The sequence below is a fragment of the Neobacillus sp. NPDC093182 genome, from assembly GCF_044754045.1.
This window is the reverse complement of record NZ_JBIVOI010000021.1, coordinates 40,806-56,683: the sequence shown is the minus strand read 5'-3', so window position 1 is coordinate 56,683 and position 15,878 is coordinate 40,806. Positions and strand designations below refer to the sequence as shown.

The 15,878-nt window shown below is 40.4% G+C and carries 13 protein-coding genes; all 13 read left to right on the top strand.

What is annotated here, in order from left to right; genetic code table 11:
- The first annotated feature begins 34 nt into the window (after positions 1 to 34).
- The 13 genes from ACIQAA_RS28225 (at position 35) to ACIQAA_RS28165 (ending at position 15,825) form a co-directional block, all read left to right on the top strand.
- Entirely contained in the window at positions 35 to 1,030 is a 996-nt protein-coding gene (locus ACIQAA_RS28225; RefSeq protein ID WP_402626306.1) for a LacI family DNA-binding transcriptional regulator, read from the top strand.
- Between the two features lie 182 nt (positions 1,031 to 1,212).
- Positions 1,213 to 2,664 carry a sucrose-specific PTS transporter subunit IIBC gene (locus ACIQAA_RS28220; RefSeq protein ID WP_402626304.1) on the top strand — a complete coding sequence of 484 codons (1,452 nt, stop codon included), beginning with the start codon at positions 1,213 to 1,215 and terminating at the stop codon, positions 2,662 to 2,664.
- A gap of 56 nt (positions 2,665 to 2,720) precedes the next feature.
- Positions 2,721 to 4,196, top strand: coding sequence for a sucrose-6-phosphate hydrolase (locus tag ACIQAA_RS28215; RefSeq protein ID WP_402626302.1), 1,476 nt, complete (start codon positions 2,721 to 2,723; stop codon positions 4,194 to 4,196).
- A gap of 27 nt (positions 4,197 to 4,223) precedes the next feature.
- Positions 4,224 to 5,192 (top strand): carbohydrate kinase family protein, encoded by a 969-nt coding sequence (locus ACIQAA_RS28210; RefSeq protein ID WP_402626301.1) that lies wholly within the window; start codon positions 4,224 to 4,226, stop codon positions 5,190 to 5,192.
- Between the two features lie 239 nt (positions 5,193 to 5,431).
- The gene (locus ACIQAA_RS28205) at positions 5,432 to 6,397 is read left to right on the top strand and encodes a bile acid:sodium symporter family protein (protein ID WP_402626299.1); all 966 of its coding nucleotides are present in this window, start codon (positions 5,432 to 5,434) and stop codon (positions 6,395 to 6,397) included.
- A gap of 405 nt (positions 6,398 to 6,802) precedes the next feature.
- Positions 6,803 to 7,639 carry an ABC transporter permease gene (locus ACIQAA_RS28200; RefSeq protein ID WP_402626298.1) on the top strand — a complete coding sequence of 279 codons (837 nt, stop codon included), beginning with the start codon at positions 6,803 to 6,805 and terminating at the stop codon, positions 7,637 to 7,639.
- Positions 7,632 to 8,411 carry an ABC transporter permease gene (locus ACIQAA_RS28195; protein ID WP_402626296.1) on the top strand — a complete coding sequence of 260 codons (780 nt, stop codon included), beginning with the start codon at positions 7,632 to 7,634 and terminating at the stop codon, positions 8,409 to 8,411. Before ACIQAA_RS28200 ends, ACIQAA_RS28195 begins: the two co-directional genes overlap by 8 nt.
- A gap of 42 nt (positions 8,412 to 8,453) precedes the next feature.
- Positions 8,454 to 9,494, top strand: coding sequence for an ABC transporter ATP-binding protein (locus ACIQAA_RS28190; RefSeq protein ID WP_402626295.1), 1,041 nt, complete (start codon positions 8,454 to 8,456; stop codon positions 9,492 to 9,494).
- 27 nt (positions 9,495 to 9,521) lie between these two features.
- Entirely contained in the window at positions 9,522 to 10,577 is a 1,056-nt protein-coding gene (locus ACIQAA_RS28185) for an ABC transporter substrate-binding protein (RefSeq protein WP_402626293.1), read from the top strand.
- A 77-nt stretch (positions 10,578 to 10,654) separates the two neighbouring features.
- Positions 10,655 to 12,367, top strand: a complete 1,713-nt coding sequence (locus ACIQAA_RS28180; protein ID WP_402626291.1) for an adenine deaminase C-terminal domain-containing protein — start codon at positions 10,655 to 10,657, stop codon at positions 12,365 to 12,367.
- A gap of 5 nt (positions 12,368 to 12,372) precedes the next feature.
- On the top strand, positions 12,373 to 13,695 hold the full coding sequence (locus tag ACIQAA_RS28175) for an amidohydrolase (protein WP_402626414.1): 1,323 nt from the start codon (positions 12,373 to 12,375) through the stop codon (positions 13,693 to 13,695).
- Positions 13,696 to 14,293: 598 nt separating this feature from the next.
- Entirely contained in the window at positions 14,294 to 14,629 is a 336-nt protein-coding gene (locus ACIQAA_RS28170; RefSeq protein ID WP_402626289.1) for a hypothetical protein, read from the top strand.
- Positions 14,630 to 14,658: 29 nt separating this feature from the next.
- Positions 14,659 to 15,825, top strand: coding sequence for a hypothetical protein (locus ACIQAA_RS28165; RefSeq protein WP_402626287.1), 1,167 nt, complete (start codon positions 14,659 to 14,661; stop codon positions 15,823 to 15,825).
- The last annotated feature ends 53 nt before the right edge of the window (positions 15,826 to 15,878 follow it).

Here is a 15,878-nt window from a genome sequence, read left to right as displayed (position 1 = left end):
TATATGAAATTGAAATGTTATGAGGTTGAGGACAATGAGTACAATTTTAGATATTGCCAAGCTTGCGGGTGTAGCAAAAAGCACGGTTTCTCGGTATTTAAATGGCGGCTCTGTTGGCGAGGCGACAAAAAAGAAAATTGAACAGGCGATCAAGGAAACTGGGTATTCTCCGAATCCATTTGCGCAGAGTTTAAAAGCGAAGAAAACGAATATTATTGGCACGATTGTCCCGCGGCTTGATTCGTATGCTTCTTCACAAACGTTAATTGGCATCGATGAACAATTAAAGAAAATGAATTATCAGATGCTTATTTCCAATACAAGTCAAAATCTAGAGCGAGAGATTGAAAGCATTTATAGCTTCGCCAATCAAAAGATGGCGGGGATTATTTTGCTTGCTACTGAAATCACAGATCAGCATATCGAGGCATTTGAAAGTGTTAAGATTCCTGTTCTATTAATTGGACAGGAGCATGAGGATTTTCATAGTCTGATTCATGATGATTTTCATGCTGGTTATGCGATGGGGCAATATGTCCTTGAAAAAGGATATCGGAAGATTGCTTATCTAGGCGTAACGGAACGGGATATTTCAGTAGGCGTGAAACGAAAGCTGGGTTTTAAAAAGGCGATACAAGAAGTAGACGATTGTGATGTTCGCTTCTATGAGACATTATTCAATATTCCAGCTGCGCAGGCTAGTGCAAAGGGAATCATCCATGAATTTCAGCCTGCCATCTTTGTTTGTGCAACCGATAATATTGCTCTTGGGGTATTGAAGGCATCGTATTCAGAGGGGATTACGATACCGCAGGACTTAGCAGTTACAGGCTTTGGAGGCTATGATGTGACAGGAATCATTCATCCGGGCATAACGACAGCGAAGTTTTTTTACAAAGAAGCGGGGGAAACGGCGGCAAGACATATTGTAGAGTTAGTCAAGGAACGCCCTGTGGAAAAAATAACCGTTTCTAAATTTGAAATTATTGAGCGGGAAAGCGTTGACAATTTCTTTAAACGTCCCCTATAATAAAGGTAACGAAACCGGTTCCAATTGAGAGGGCCTATTCACTTGCTAACAGTTGGATATGGTTTCTCTTAACCAATTATTTTTTTAGTTAATTTTGGAACCGGTTCCTCTACCGAAGGGTTTTTATTTTTTACCCTCGGATGGAACCGGTTCCTAATACAAATGAAAAGAGAGGGATTAAGATGGATCATAAAAAAATTGCTCGAGAAGTTTTGGACGCCATTGGCGGTAAGGAAAACGTATCAGCTGCAGCGCATTGCGCCACACGCTTACGTCTAGTTTTAAATGATGAATCAGCCGTAGATCAATCAGCGTTGGAAAACATGGATGTCGTAAAAGGGACTTTTTCAACTGGAGGACAGTTTCAAATTATCTTAGGATCTGGAACGGTAAACGAGGTCTATAAACATTTAGCAGAGATGTCTGGTCAAACGGAAATGTCTACGAGTGATGTAAAAGACGCAGCGACGAAGAAACTGAATCCAATTCAGCAGTTCGTCAAAATGCTGTCAGACATTTTTGTTCCTATTATTCCAGCAATTGTAGCTGGCGGTTTATTGATGGGTATAAACAATATCTTAACAGCCCCAGATTTATTTATTGAGGGAAAATCCTTAGTGGATGCCAACCCAGAAATGTCAGATTTGGCGGCACTTATTAATACATTTGCAAATGCAGCCTTTGTTTTTTTACCGATTTTAATTGGTTTTTCAGCAACGAAGCGGTTTGGAGGGAATCCCTTCCTTGGGGCAACTCTTGGAATGCTAATGGTTCATCCTGACCTATTAAATGGGTACGGTTATGGTGCGGCGTTATTGAATAATGAAGTCCCAGTTTGGAATCTATTTGGCCTAGAAATAGAAAAGGTAGGCTATCAGGGAACCGTACTGCCTGTACTTGCTGCTTCATTTATTCTAGCAAAAATCGAAACCTCCTTACGAAAGGTTGTTCCATCGGCTTTAGACAATCTATTAACACCGTTATTTTCTATCTTTATTACAGGGGTTTTAACGTTTACTTTGGTAGGACCGCTGACACGCTCGGCTGGTAATCTATTAACAGATGGAATTGTCTGGTTATATGACACAACAGGTATCATTGGCGGAATCATTTTCGGTTTACTGTATGCGCCAATTGTTATTACGGGGATGCACCATAGCTTTATTGCCGTCGAAACACAATTGCTTGCTGATGTTGTGAAAACGGGTGGATCGTTTATCTTCGTCATTGCTGCGATGTCAAACATTGCGCAAGGAGGAGCGACACTTGCGGTGCTAAAAACAACAAAAAATGCCAAGATCAAAGGAACTGCTTCAGCAGCCGGGATTTCTGCCTTACTTGGGATTACCGAACCAGCGATGTTTGGGGTTAATTTGAAATTACGCTATCCATTTATCGGTGCCATTATTGGTTCTGCCGTTGGATCTGGCTTTGTTACAATGTTCAAGGTTAAAGCGACGGCATTAGGGGCAGCAGGTATACCAGGAATCATCTCGATTCGCCCAGATACCATTATTTCTTATATTATCGGTATGGCCATCGCATTTGCCGTATCGTTTATCGTCACGATTGTTTTAGCAAAAAGAGACGAAAAAAAAGCAGTGAAACAAACATCTGATCAAGCAGCAGCATAATAAAAAATGAAAAGGAGAATCCCGTGATTCTCCTTTCTGTATTAGGAGTGAACAGCATGGAATGGACAAAGGAGCAGCGATACAGAACCATGGAAGACATGTCCGAAGAGGAAATCCAAGGGTTAGCCAAACTAGTGAATCAATGCCCATGGCGCCAGTCTTTTCATATTCAGCCGGTGACAGGATTGTTAAACGATCCGAATGGATTTAGTTATTTTAATGGGGAATATCATTTATTCTATCAATGGTTCCCGCTAGGGCCGGTTCATGGGTTGAAGCATTGGTATCATACGAAGTCTAAAGACCTGGTTCATTGGGAAAATGTTGGAATGGCCATTGAGCCGTCGAATGAGTTTGATTGTCATGGGGCGTATTCTGGAAGCGGGATTGAGCATGAGGGGAAACTATACTTAATGTACACGGGCAATACGCGCGATGAAAATTGGAATCGACACTCCTACCAATGTTTGGCTGTGATGAGTCCGGATGGAAGCATTGTCAAAATGGATGCGCCGGTGATTGCAGAGGTTCCGAGCGGGTATACTGATCATTTTCGTGATCCAAAGGTTTGGAAAAATGGGGACCTCTTCTATGCCGTGATTGGTGCCCAAAGGGAAAATGAGACTGGAAGTGTAGTTTTATATCGTTCTAGGGATTTAAAAGATTGGCAGTTTGCGGGTGAAGTGAAGACCGGGTTAGGTGAAGAGTTCGGTTATATGTGGGAATGTCCGGATTATTTTGAGCTGGGTGGGCAGGGTGTATTCCTTTTCTCCCCGCAAGGGTTAAAAGCGGAAGGTGACTGCTATCAAAATATTTATCAATCAGGGTATGTAGCAGGAAGTCCCATAGATTTAGAGAATATCGAATTAAAGCATGGTGCATTCCATGAGCTGGATCGCGGTTTTGACTTTTACGCACCGCAAACAACGGTGGATCACCAGGGAAGGCGGATTTTAGTCGGCTGGATGGGTTTACCGGAAATTGACTATCCTACTGATAAAAATGGCTGGGCGCATTGTTTAACACTTCCTCGTGAGTTAAAGATTAAGGACGGAAAATTGATTCAACAGCCCGTTCCTGAGTTGATATCGCTCCGCGGTCAAAAGGTAGAAACCCTTCAAACGGTGGAGAATGAAAATGTCCGTTTGGATAACTTTGAGGGAGACGCGTATGAGCTTCTTGCGGAATTCTCTGATAGTAATGCTGAGGAGTTTGGTTTGGAACTTCGGGTTGGGGAAATGGAGAAAACCGTGATTAAATATGACGCGGTGGCGAAAAAGGTTGTGTTTGATCGGACTAGTTCTGGCGAATCTTTTGCTGAAGAGTTTGGTACCGTTCGGAAATGTACGTTGGACGCTGAAAAGATTTCGTTCCGAATCTTTGTTGATGTTTCCTCTGTTGAGGTGTTTATCAATGATGGGGTTGAAGTATTTACGGGAAGGATTTTTCCTGGTAAAGCTAGTAATGGAATCTCTGTGTTTGCTCGTGGTGGACAAACGAAAGTAAAGGCTGTTAAATGGGATATTAGATAAACTTTTTAGAGTACAAGAGGTGAAAGAATGGCAAAGCTTTTTACAATTGGTGAAATGTTAATTGATTTTATCCCTTTTAAAAAAGGTGTGGCTTTAAAGGATGTTGTCTCTTTTGAGAGAGCACCTGGGGGGGCACCGGCAAATGTGGCAGCCGCCGTTGCCAAATATGGACAGAAAGCAGCGCTGATTTCTAAATTAGGGAATGACGCGTTTGGCGACTTCTTAGTTGAAAAGCTTGTCGAGTCGGGGGTTGAGACGGACAAGGTTTACCGCACTAGGGAGGCAAATACGGGCTTGGCTTTTGTTTCGTTAAAAGAAAATGGGGAACGTGACTTTTCATTTTACCGTAATCCATCAGCTGATTTGCTGTTAAGCGAAGAGGAAGTCGATCCAACATGGTTTCAGGCGGGGGATATACTTCACTTTTGCTCGGTTGATTTGGTGGAAAGCCCGATGAAACAGGCTCATAAAAAAGCGATTGCCGCTGTTTCAGCTGCGGATGGCTTAGTCAGCTTTGACCCAAATGTGCGGCTTCCGCTTTGGGAAAATCCAGAGGACTGTCGTAAGGCAATTCTCGAATTTTTACCGACTGCAGATATCGTAAAGGTTTCCGATGAAGAGCTTAATTTTATTACGGGAATACAAGATGAGTCGGATGCGATAAAGTCATTGTTCGTTGGAAACGTGAAGGCAGTTGTCTACACGAAGGGGGCTGCCGGAGCGGATTTGATTTTAAAAGATCAAAAGTTTGAATCGAGCGGATACGCTGTTGAACCGGTGGACACCACTGGGGCAGGTGATGCGTTCATTGGCGGATTTTTATATCAATTACTAGAATTGCATGCCAATCCGGAAAACATTGAAGAGGTGCTTCGAAACCACCAGGCATCTATTCTAGAATTTGCCAATGCTAGCGGGGCTCTTACTACAACAGGAAAAGGAGCTATCTCTGCTCTGCCGAGTAAGAGGGAAGTTGAAGAGCTTGTAGGGTCATAATACTTTTACTTGGATTAAACGTAGCCAAGGGTGAAATCCATACCGTGCTGTCGTAAATGAATTTGAAAAGAGAAGGTCTTTCATCAGTTTACTGAACTGGTGGAGACCTTCTTTTAATTTTGTGTATCTTTCCTCATACCTCTCTGGATGTTATTTTATAACGAAAAGTGTCATTGATATTGTCTGAATATAATGTATAATGGAATAATCTAAAAATTCTCTAAAAAGGTGGACAACAAATGAATATACTAGCAAGAATTAGTACAGTCGCAGGTAACACTTTTATCTACTGGGTTTTATTATTCACAGCTCTAGCCATGGTGTTTCCAGGCGGTTTTACCTGGATTGCTCCTTATATCTCAGTTCTGCTTGGAATTATCATGTTTGGGATGGGGTTAACGTTATCTGTAGAAGATTTCAAGGCCGTATTCAAACAGCCTCTTGCTGTATTCGTAGGGGTTGCTGCTCAATACATTATCATGCCGGGTGTAGCTTATCTTCTGGCTGTAGGGCTGAATCTCCCTCCTGAAGTGGCGGTTGGTGTAATATTGGTCGGTTGCTGTCCTGGGGGAACTGCATCAAATGTAATGTCGTACCTAGCAAGAGCAAATGTCGCGTTGTCAGTTGCTGTTTCATCGGTAGCAACCTTGGTATCACCAATCCTAACCCCTGCGCTTATTTACCTATTAGCGAGCCAGTGGCTTCCTGTATCAGGAAAAGATATGCTTCTTTCAACGGTTCAAATCGTTCTTCTTCCTATTATTCTTGGCATTGTCTTTAAATGGATTTTGAAGGACAAAGCAGAGGAAGGGGCGAAAATCCTGCCGCTTGTTTCTGTAATTGGAATCGTCGGTGTTATCTCAGCAGTGGTAGCAGCGAATAAAGCAAATATCCTGGAATCTGGTTTGGCAATTCTTGGTATGGTCATTCTACATAATTTTGTTGGATTGGTATTAGGTTTCTTTATTTCAAAATGGTTCAAATTCCCGTATGCCGATCAAAAAGCAATCTCAATCGAGGTCGGAATGCAGAACTCAGGACTTGCCGCAGCGCTAGCGACTGCACATTTCTCTCCACTTACGGCTGTTCCGAGTGCGATTTTCTCTGTGTGGCATAATATTTCTGGACCATTGGTTGCTACCTATTGGGCAAAAAAGGCTGCAAAAAAAGAACAGGAAATGGAAGAGGCTAAAAAAGTTTCCTAATTACATGGAGATAAAAAATGGTAGAGGATGAATTGAAAGAATCGTTATTCAACGACCTTTTGAGTCATCTTCAATTTTTTAATATATTTGAAAAGGTCTTTCATCAGCTTACGAAACTGGTGGGAGGCCTTTTTCTCGATTTCGTTACATAAGATGAATTACTTCGTCATTCTAATATTCGTAAAAAAATGCATTACACAAAGTATAAATAGTTTTTTTGATAGAATTTCCTGTCTTTTTACGAACATTTAATGTAATTACTAAATTAATATTCGTCTTTTATATTGCCAAAATGATAGTTTTTAATTATAATCTAAAAGTGTAAGAGATAGATAAAACCGGATTCTTGTATGGTGTTAATCACCATTCAATAATACTTTTTTGAATTGGAAAGTGAGGCCAGATATGACGCAGCGAAGAGTACCTTATCTCATCTTGGCTCCAGGATTGATTCTCTTGATTTTATTTTTGGTGTTACCTCTTATTTCTACCATTTTTCCAACATTCTTTAATGGAGGGTTTACCTTTTCAAATTACACCTCATTCTTCTTGGATGAGTATAATTTTGGAATTTTTTGGCGGACCATAAAGATTTCACTGATTGCAACTCTGATTTGTGTAGTGTTAGGAGTTCCGACGGCCTACTACATTTCCCAAAGTCCGAAAAAATGGCGCGGTCTATTAATGTCGATCACATTGTTTCCGTTGTTAACGAATTCGGTTGTGCGGAGTTTTGCATGGATTACAATTTTGGGACAAGACGGTATTTTAAATAATGCTTTGATGAATATTGGCTTACTTTCTAAGCCACTTACGATGCTTTATACAGAATTTGCCATTGTCATTGGCTCTGTGTATCTCTTCTTGCCATTAATGGTTATTACGTTAGTGGGAATTTTAGAGAACATTGATTCTGAAATTATGGAAGCAGCAGAAACGTTAGGCGCCAATCGCTTGATCGCTTTTGCGAAGGTTATCCTGCCATTAAGTGTGCCGGGGATTATTGTTGGCAGCATTTTAGTTTTCACAGGAAGCTTGACAGCTTATACAACCCCACAATTATTAGGCGGGAATCGAAACATAATGTTAGCTACCTTCTTATATCAAAATGCAACTGCACTAGGAAACTGGCAAGGTGCAAGTGTCATTGCTTTGATTATGATTGTGGCGACTTTAATCGTGATGAAGTTATTCAGCTGGATTGCGGGACGCATGGATAAAAGAGGTGAGGCGAGTGCGTAAAAATATAGGTTTAAAAATCTTTGCCGGTCTAGTTTTTGCATTTCTGTTAGTTCCTTTGCTCATTATCATAGTGACTTCTTTTGGAACAAACACAACTATTCAATTTCCAATTAAAGGTTTTACCTTTGAATGGTACAGTAAGGTATTTAACAATGAAGCATTTATGGACAGCTTCTTTCTAAGTCTGCAAGTAGCATTTATAGCGACTCTCTTGGCATTAATTATTGGTGTTCCAGCTGCTTATTCTTTGGCACGCCACAGGGTGTTCGGACGAAATTGGATTAAGAGTTTTTTCCTTTCTCCAACGATTGTACCTGGCTTGGTAGTTGGATATGCTATGTATCAATTTATAGTCATTAAGTTTCAATTTCCTATCATCCAAGGATTGTTTTTAGGCCATTTCTTGATTTGCCTGCCTTACGTTATTCGGGTGGTTGGTTCAACAATTGAGCAGCTAGATTTTTCAATTGAAGAAGTTTCGTGGACGTTAGGGTGCACAAAATTACAAGCATTTATAAAAGTGGTATTACCCAACATTACTTCTGGAATTTTTGCTTCCTTCATGTTGGCATTCATTAATTCTTTCAACAATATACCGGTATCTCAGTTTTTATCAGGACCAGGTGTAACCATGCTGCCGACAAGCTTAATGAATTATATAGAATATAACTATGATCCATCTGTATCTGCTTTATCAGTCATTTTAATGCTTGGTACGATTGTTCTGATGTATGTTATTGAGAAGACGTTAGGGTTAGCAAGTATTTCATAGGAACAACCAGGATTTTAACAGCGAAGGGGGTAAAACAGCATTATGTCCTATGTTGAATTAAAAGATATTCGTGTGAGTTATGACAACAAAGCCAATATTTTAAAAGATTTAAATTTATCAATTGAAAAGGGCGAATTGGTTTCCTTGTTAGGCCCATCAGGCTGCGGGAAAACAACCACTTTACGCGTCATTGCCGGCTTAATTGAGCCGAATGATGGTGAGTTTCTTGTTGACACTCAAAACTTAACGAAGGTGCCCGTTCATAAACGTGAATTTGGAATGGTATTTCAAAGCTATGCATTGTTTCCCCATCTAACGATTAAGGAAAATGTTGCGTTCGGCTTGAAATTACGTAAGGAAAAAAAGAATTCCATCGACAAAAAGGTAAAAGATATTTTAGCGATTACAGGATTAGAAGAGCTGGGCGACCGCTATCCCAAACAACTTTCAGGCGGGCAGAGACAACGTGTAGCTTTAGCGCGCGCCTTAGTCATCGAACCCAAATTATTATTATTAGATGAACCATTAAGCAACTTAGATGCTAAATTACGCTTGGCAATGCGTATCGAAATTAAACGGATTCAAAGGCAATTAGGCATTACATCTGTATTTGTAACGCATGATCAAGAGGAATGTTTCTCCATTTCAGACAGAGTTGCTGTTATGAATAAAGGGGTAATCGAACAGTTCGACACACCTGAAGAAATTTATAATAATCCAAAAACGGAGTTCGTGGCCCGTTTTATTGGGTTTGAGAACTTTTTTGAATTAACACCAACAGAAGAATGGAACTATCAAGCTGTTGATGGAACAGTTTTCCATAGTACTCGCGATTGGGAGCCAGGAAAGCATACGGGAACCATCCGTCCGGATGATATCGAGATTACAAGAAATAGTAAACAAAATGAAAATAATATGGTGTCAGGGATTATAAAAGTTCGTACGTTCCTTGGCAAGTCCTACCAATATGAAGTCGAAACACCTATTGGCAAATTACTCGCAAATAAAACAGATGATGTGGTCTATCAAGTTGGAGACGAAGTCACATTATCCATGCCATCTCACAAACTAATCATAGTTTAAAACATCCAAGAAAAGGGGAGAAACAAAATGAAAAAGAAATTAGGTTTAGTAAGTTTAACTTTAGTAACAGCTAGTATACTGGCTGCATGCGGCGGCGGGGACAAAGATGCGAGTAAGGAAAAGCAAACATTGATCATCTCAACTTTTGGTTTGGAAGAAGATAAAATGCAAGAAGATGTCTTTAAACCATTTGAAGAAAAATACAATGTGGACATTGTGTTAGAAACGGGTACGAGCTCTGAGCGTTTAACAAAATTAAAAAGCAATCCAAACTCAACGGTTGATGTTATTGAATTGTCTCAATCAAATGCGGCTGACGGTGTATCAGCAGATTTATTTGAAAAAATCGACAGCTCTAAAGCTCCAAATATGGACAACTTAATCGATAGTGCAAAAGATTTGGCTGCAGATGGTTCTGGCCCAGCCTACACGCTGAACAGTATCGGGATTGTTTATAATAAAAAGACAGCAGGTAAAGAAATTAAGGAATGGGATGATCTATGGGAGTCTTCTTTAAAAGGGAAAACCTCGATTCCTGACATTACTACAACATTTGGTCCAGCGATGCTATATGTAGCAAGCGGTCACGAGAATGTTGACATTACAACTGATAATGGAAAAGCAGCATTTGAAGGAATCACGGATTTAGCTCCAAACGTTGTAAAAACGTATAGCAAATCTTCTGATTTAGCCAACATGTTCCAATCAGGAGAAATTTCAGCAGCTGTTGTCGGCGACTTTGCTGTTCCGATTATCACGGAATCCAATCCAGATGTAGCCTATGTTGTTCCTGAATCTGGAACATACGCAAACTTTAACACGATCAACATCAACAAAAACTCTAAAAATAAGGACTTGGCCTATAAATATATCGATTGGAGACTAAGCCAGGAAGTTCAGGAAAAAACGGCAGTGTCTCTTAATGAAGCTCCAACCAATAAAAATGTAGTACTAGACGAAGAAACGGCTAAAAATAAAACGTATGGTGATGTGGCTGAACGTACAAACAAAGTGGATTCATTATTTGTTAATAAAAACCTTGAATCTTGGATTAATCAATGGAATAGAATTTTAAACAAATAGTTTGAGGTAGAGGAAAAGGGCTAAGATCATTCTTGGCTTTTTTCTTTTAATTAAGTCCTTGAGAAGGGAGAAAAGAAATGAAAGTTGATTTGGCGATTATAAATGCACAGGTTTTTAACACTTTTACCAAAAAGTTTGAAAAGAACAATGTGTTTATTATTGAGGATAAATTTTATTATATAACGGATGACGAAATTGAAAATTGGCAGGCTAGTAAAGTGGTTGATGCGGAAGGGCAGTATTTGATTCCAGGATTAATGGATATTCACATGCATATAGAAAGCTCAATGACATCCCCTTCCATTTTTTCAGAAGCGGTCGTAACCCATGGAGTAACAACGGTTGTCGCTGATGCTCACGAGATTGCGAATGTGTTTGGTATGGAAGGGCTTGAGGCGTTCTTTTCCCAGCCAAGTGTCATGGATATTTTCTATGCGATTCCTTCCTCTGTCCCTTCGACAACTCCAGAATTAGAAACAACGGGCGGCTATATCGGTGTAGAAGAAGTGAAGCAGCTCTTGCAGCATCCGAAAGTTATTGCACTAGGGGAAGCGATGAATTTCAACGGCATTGTCAATGAACCAGACTCTTTGATTAGGCAGATTTTACACGCAGTTCAATCGGAGAGGCCATTTATGCCTTTAGAAGGTCATGTTCCGCGTGTTTCGGGATTAGAATTATCAAAATTTTTATATGCAGGGATCACGGCTGATCATACCCATCAAGCGCCCGAATCAATTTATGAGAAAATCACCAATGGAATGTTTTTAGAATTTCAAAAGAAATCAATTACTCCAGAAAATATGCGTGTCATTGTTAAAAATGATTTCTATGAATATATAGCAATCATTACGGATGATGTGATGGCGGACGACTTGTTGGAAGGACATTTGGATGCAAACGTACGTCTAGCCATTTCATGTGGGATGCCTGCCGAACAGGCCATATATTGCACTACTTATACGCCTGCTAGAAGAATGGGATTTCAGGATCGAGGTGCGATTGTCCCAGGTTTTAAAGCCGATTTTCTATTGCTGAATGATGTTGGAAGCTTTGAAATTGGGGCGGTATATAAGGATGGGAAATTGGTGTATAGACAGGGAAATGGAATCAGCTATCCTGCTGTGAAGCCTGATTTTCCAGAACACTTCTATAAATCCTTAGATTGCCGGGCATTAAAATTAGAGGATTTACGATTCAGGGTGAAGGCATCTGAAAAGGCTGTAGTTAATGTGATTCAAATCTCGGATGTGGGCACATTTACCGAACATGTGCAGCGGGAGGTTAGGGTTGCAGATGGGTTTTTAGATTGGGAGAATAGTGGGTTAGCCTTAATTATTGTGATGGAGCGATATGGGAAGACAGGCAACATCGCCTACGGATTTGTTGATAAAGCTTTATATGAAAAAGGAGCTGTCGCCACTACGTGGGCACATGATCATCATAATTTGATGGTAATGGGAACGAGCTCGGAAGATATACTAGCTGCGCAAAAACAATTATTGGATATACAAGGTGGTTATGTTGTGGTACAAGCTGGGAAGGTGCAAGCCGTTTGCCCATTGCCAGTTGGCGGCATAATCAGCGATGCACCGATACAAGAACTAGGTGCGCAATTAAAGGGAGTGCGTCAAGCTATGAATAGGTTAGGCTACCGCAACAGCAATGAAATTATGTCCTTCTCGACATTATCCTTGCCTGTTTCCCCTGTTATCAAAATTACCGACAAAGGGATGATGAATGTGCGTTCTCAAGTGATGATCCCATTAGTTGAGGGTGAACAAATTTGAAAATAGTGATTAAAAATGCTTGGATTTTAACCATGAATGAACAGATGGAACAGTTTCCAAAAGGCTATATAATTGCTGATGATGAGAAAATTTTAGATGTTGGCACGATGGCTTCACTGCCAAGTGACATCCTCTATGACAAATGCATCGACGCCAAAGGGGCAATTTTGCTGCCTGGCATGGTTAATACACACACTCATATTGGCATGATTCCATTTCGTTCACTAGGGGATGACTATCCAGACCGTTTACGCCGCTTCTTATTTCCATTAGAAAATGAGTGTATGAACGAACAGCTGGCGTACACGAGCGCAAAATATGCAATTGCTGAAATGCAGCTTGCCGGTGTGACGACATTCTTTGATATGTATTATTTTGAACAACAATTGGCTGAAGCGGCAGAAGAAATGCATAGCCGCGGTATTTTAGCAGAAACCGTCATAGATTCCGTAACGGTTGATGTACCTGAGCCAATGGGTGGCTTACGGTATGCTCAAAGTTTTATGACGAAATGGCAAGGAAATAGGAGAATTCAAGTATCAGTTGCACCGCATGCCCCCTACTCTAATACAATTGAAGTGCTCCAGCAAGCAGATGTTTTGTCTCAATTGTACAATGTACCATGGATGATGCATGTCAGTGAAATGGATTTTGAAATGAATAAATTTCGTGAAGAACACAATCAAACTCCGATTGAATTTTTAGAGGAGATTGGCGTATTGAGTCCGAGACTTGTAGCTGCACACTGTATTCATTTGTCAGATCATGACATTGAGTTATTGAAGAAGTATGATGTAAAAGTGGCTCATTGTATCGGTGCTAATACGAAATCGGCTAAAGGTGTAGCACGTGTTCGGGATTTATTATCTGCAGGTGTAACGGTGGGGCTGGGAACAGATGGTCCAAGCAGCGGAAATACTTTGGATTTATTTAGCCAAATGCGATTGTTTGCCAATTTTCATAAAACGGTTTTACAGGATCGCAGTGCCTTTCCAGCTGAAGAAATTGTAAAGTTAGCAACTATCGGAGGAGCGAACGCTTTAGGTCTGGAGAGGCAAATTGGCTCTATTGAGGCAGGGAAACAAGCGGATTTCATCCTAGTTGAAACCGATTCAGTCAATATGTTTCCTATTTTTGATCCGTATTCTGCTTTGGTGTACTCAGCAAATGCTGGCAATGTAAGAGATGTATTTATCGCTGGGAAGCAAGTGGTTGCAGGAAAAACATTAGTGGATTTTGAAGAAGCACAATTAAGAGCAGAGCTTGCTAAAGCCATGGAGCAATGTGGATTTAAAACAAAAGCATTAAAAGCAATGGAGGAAAAATAAAGGGGAAGTAGAACAAGGGCGCTTTAGTGCTGAATATTGCACTGCTATTTTTATTGGAATGAGATGTATCAGCAGAAGTGGACTCATGGAGAAAGCTTTATAGGATTCAATGTTAAGCAATTATCAATTTTAAATATCTTTAGCGGGTAGCATGATGTAATATCGTCCCATTATCCCTTGATTCTATAGGGGCCATGTCTCTAGGGGAACATTGAATCCTGATAAGGTTCAAAATTAGAGGTTTTCCATTAGTTCTTTGAATTTTTGGGAAGCCTCTTTTTTCATCTATTTTGTTACATGCAAAAGGTGATGAGCAGGGGCAATGGAAAACGTCTAGGTCTTCAGGCGTTATTTTTTATATATTTTGGAGAACGACCGGTACAAAATAACCAATTTCTTCATTTTTATAGAATAATAAAAAAATAGCTTTTATAATAAATAGGAAAATAGAGGGAAATCCGGACCGAGGGCGGACCGAGGGGACGGTTCTTGTGGCAATAACTAGGTTTATTATAAACCATAAGAACCGTCCCCGTGGCAACCACCCGTGGCAACCAGTGAAAAACAAAGAATATTTTTTAATAAAGCAGGTGTTGAAGTGAGTATTAACGTGAATTTGGCCGCTTCGCAGGCAAATAAAATCAACGATTATGCCTCGAAACTACTTGAGGTTAAAAGCAACTTAAATAGGGTAAAAGGAAATCTCAACAATGGCTGGAATGCCCAAGAGATGTTCTACATAAACCAAACGATTGACAGTATAAATCGGGAAATCGCGACTCTTTCTTCTAAACTAAGTTCAATCGGCTCGGATGTTCTTTCAGCTGCTCAACAAATCCAGCGTCAAGTAGAAGCCGAAGCAAGAGCAAAGGCGGAGGCAGAAGCCAAGGCAAAAGCGGAAGCCGAGAAAAAGGCAAAAGCCGCTGGTAACTAATTTACTAGAGTACATGGAGGTGCTATAAATTGCCGCCCATTAGGATTCAAACAGATTATGTTAAACAGACTGGTGCCAGTATTGGTCATATGTCACAAAAAGTATCAGAGGTTAGTGATGGTTTAAGCGCTCTTAGGTATTCGATTGATCATGAAATTATGAATCGGGGAAACCTGCGTGCAAGGTTTAATACTTCCATTAGTTCATCTCATGAATTAGAAACACGACTGAGAAACTTGGAGAGATTTATTGCACAATCTATGGATCAGTATAGCCGGACTGAGACCGAGTTAACGAAAAAATCGGAATCGGCAATAAACCCAGAATCTAAGAAATCAACCATCGCAAGTATCTTGAATGTGTTTAACTACATCAATGGAAAACTTAGTATCGGGGATGCCGCCCTAGTTGGCACACAACTTTTCACAATCGCACTTAGTGCTGGGATTTCACGGAAGCTTAAAATTAATTACATAGGCGGGAAGCCAAAGTTTTGGAAGAAAATTAAGGGTGATTATAAATTTACAGTAGGAGCTCATCCATCCTGGAAGAGCAGAGGAAGAGGAAGATATGACTCGAAGCTGGCTCGTGCCATTTATAATTTTTCAAAATCGAGCCCTACCAACCCTATAGTAAAACAACTTCATAAGTTGGCAGCTTCTTATAATAACCCTTCAGCTTTATTAAAGCATGCTGCTGGTTTTCCAAAGAATTTGAATCTGTTAAAAGCGGATACTTTATCTGGTACATTCCAAAAACGTATAACAACCGGTACTAAGGAAATTGCTGAGCACATAATCGATGCCAAGGGTTGGACCAAAGTGGCAAAGAAAGTCCCATTAGTTGGCTGGGGAATATCAATCGCTGCAAACAGTGCAGAGTTTGTTGATCCTGACAATGCAGGTAAGACTGGTGGTGAAAAAACCGGACGCGCAGTTGCTGGACTTACCGCTGATTTTGTCGCAATCAGCGGAGGCGCTAAAGTCGGTGCGATGATTGGGAGCTTGGGTGGCCCTGTCGGAATCGTAGTTGGCGGTGCCGTTGGTGCCTTAGTTGGCGGAGTCGGAAGTATTGTCTTTGAAGACCAGATTAAAGCTGGTGGCGAAAAGCTTGGAGGAGCAATTGAAGAGGGAATTAAAGATATAGGTGCGGGGATTAATAACACTTTTAAATCCGTAGGAAGTTGGTTCAACTAAAACTTTTTTTTATGAAAGCGAGAAATCTTCAGCAAATCTTTTAATAAAGGATA

What these genes read in the sequence shown, in the direction of transcription:
- ACIQAA_RS28225 (WP_402626306.1), top strand. Translation starts at nt 35, where the DNA reads ATGAGTACAATTTTAGATATTGCCAAGCTTGCGGGTGTAGCAAAAAGC.
- ACIQAA_RS28220 (WP_402626304.1), top strand. Translation starts at nt 1,213, where the DNA reads ATGGATCATAAAAAAATTGCTCGAGAAGTTTTGGACGCCATTGGCGGT.
- ACIQAA_RS28215 (WP_402626302.1), top strand. Translation starts at nt 2,721, where the DNA reads ATGGAATGGACAAAGGAGCAGCGATACAGAACCATGGAAGACATGTCC.
- ACIQAA_RS28210 (WP_402626301.1), top strand. Translation starts at nt 4,224, where the DNA reads ATGGCAAAGCTTTTTACAATTGGTGAAATGTTAATTGATTTTATCCCT.
- ACIQAA_RS28205 (WP_402626299.1), top strand. Translation starts at nt 5,432, where the DNA reads ATGAATATACTAGCAAGAATTAGTACAGTCGCAGGTAACACTTTTATC.
- ACIQAA_RS28200 (WP_402626298.1), top strand. Translation starts at nt 6,803, where the DNA reads ATGACGCAGCGAAGAGTACCTTATCTCATCTTGGCTCCAGGATTGATT.
- ACIQAA_RS28190 (WP_402626295.1), top strand. Translation starts at nt 8,454, where the DNA reads ATGTCCTATGTTGAATTAAAAGATATTCGTGTGAGTTATGACAACAAA.
- ACIQAA_RS28185 (WP_402626293.1), top strand. Translation starts at nt 9,522, where the DNA reads ATGAAAAAGAAATTAGGTTTAGTAAGTTTAACTTTAGTAACAGCTAGT.
- ACIQAA_RS28180 (WP_402626291.1), top strand. Translation starts at nt 10,655, where the DNA reads ATGAAAGTTGATTTGGCGATTATAAATGCACAGGTTTTTAACACTTTT.